We start from the raw sequence: 779 nt of genomic DNA on the forward strand, positions 1-779 counted from the left end.
ATGCGGGTGATCAGCGTGCCGGGCTCGGCCTCGATATGTTGCAGCAGCGAGCCTTCCAGAGGCACTCGAGTGAATTCGACTACTTCGGTGCGTACGTCATCGCCCAGGTCGCCGTTGGTTTCGTGGAAGCTGACGATGCCGCCCAGTTTTAACTCAATCGGGTTTCGCGACAGCACGCACGTCCCCTTGCCGTGAATCTCTTGCGCGCATTCACGTTCCTGCAACTGCTCGATGGCCCGGCGCACGGTGCCGCGGGTGGCCTGGTAGGTATCCATCAACTCCGTTTCGGTGGGCAGGCGGGTGCCGCGTTGCAGGCGTTCGGTGGGGATGCTGGCAAGCAGATCAGTGTAGATCTGGTTGTATTTACTCATGGGAATGGCTCTGTGCCGCGATTGCATTCAAGGCAGGAACCTTAGAGGCAGAGGTGGGGTTTGTCCATCAGCCCCTCGGATATCGCAAATCCCTGTAGGCGCGAGCTTGCTCGCGAAAATCGTTAACGATAACGCGAAAAAACTGACACCCCGTGTTGCCCTCAGGTTCTTCGCGAGCAAGCTCGCTCCTACAGAAAAGCGCTCATTCGATATTTTTGTAACTCGTCTGTACGAGTTGTTGCTTTAACTCGTACAGACGAGTACTTTTGCCCTCGGCATGCTGCCAATAACAAGAATCTAAAGTGGAAGAACAAGCATGAGCCACGATTACCCCAACATCGCCCGCGAGATTCTGCAGAACCTCGGTGGCAGCGACAACCTTGAGCAAGCGGCCCACTGCGTGACGCG

2 protein-coding genes are annotated in these 779 nt (G+C 56.4%); one reads left to right on the forward strand and one right to left on the reverse strand.

The window, feature by feature from the left end:
- The coding region (locus ASU03_RS19225) for a GntR family transcriptional regulator (RefSeq protein ID WP_157465999.1) at positions 1-371 on the reverse strand (371 nt) is incomplete at its 3' end.
- 316 nt (positions 372-687) lie between these two features.
- Between ASU03_RS19225 and ASU03_RS22175 the strand changes: the two genes are divergently transcribed.
- The coding region (locus tag ASU03_RS22175; RefSeq protein ID WP_157466000.1) for a PTS transporter subunit EIIB at positions 688-779 on the forward strand (92 nt) is incomplete at its 3' end.

Source organism: Colwellia sp. TT2012 (genome assembly GCF_001440345.1).
Lineage (GTDB): Bacteria > Pseudomonadota > Gammaproteobacteria > Enterobacterales > Alteromonadaceae > Colwellia.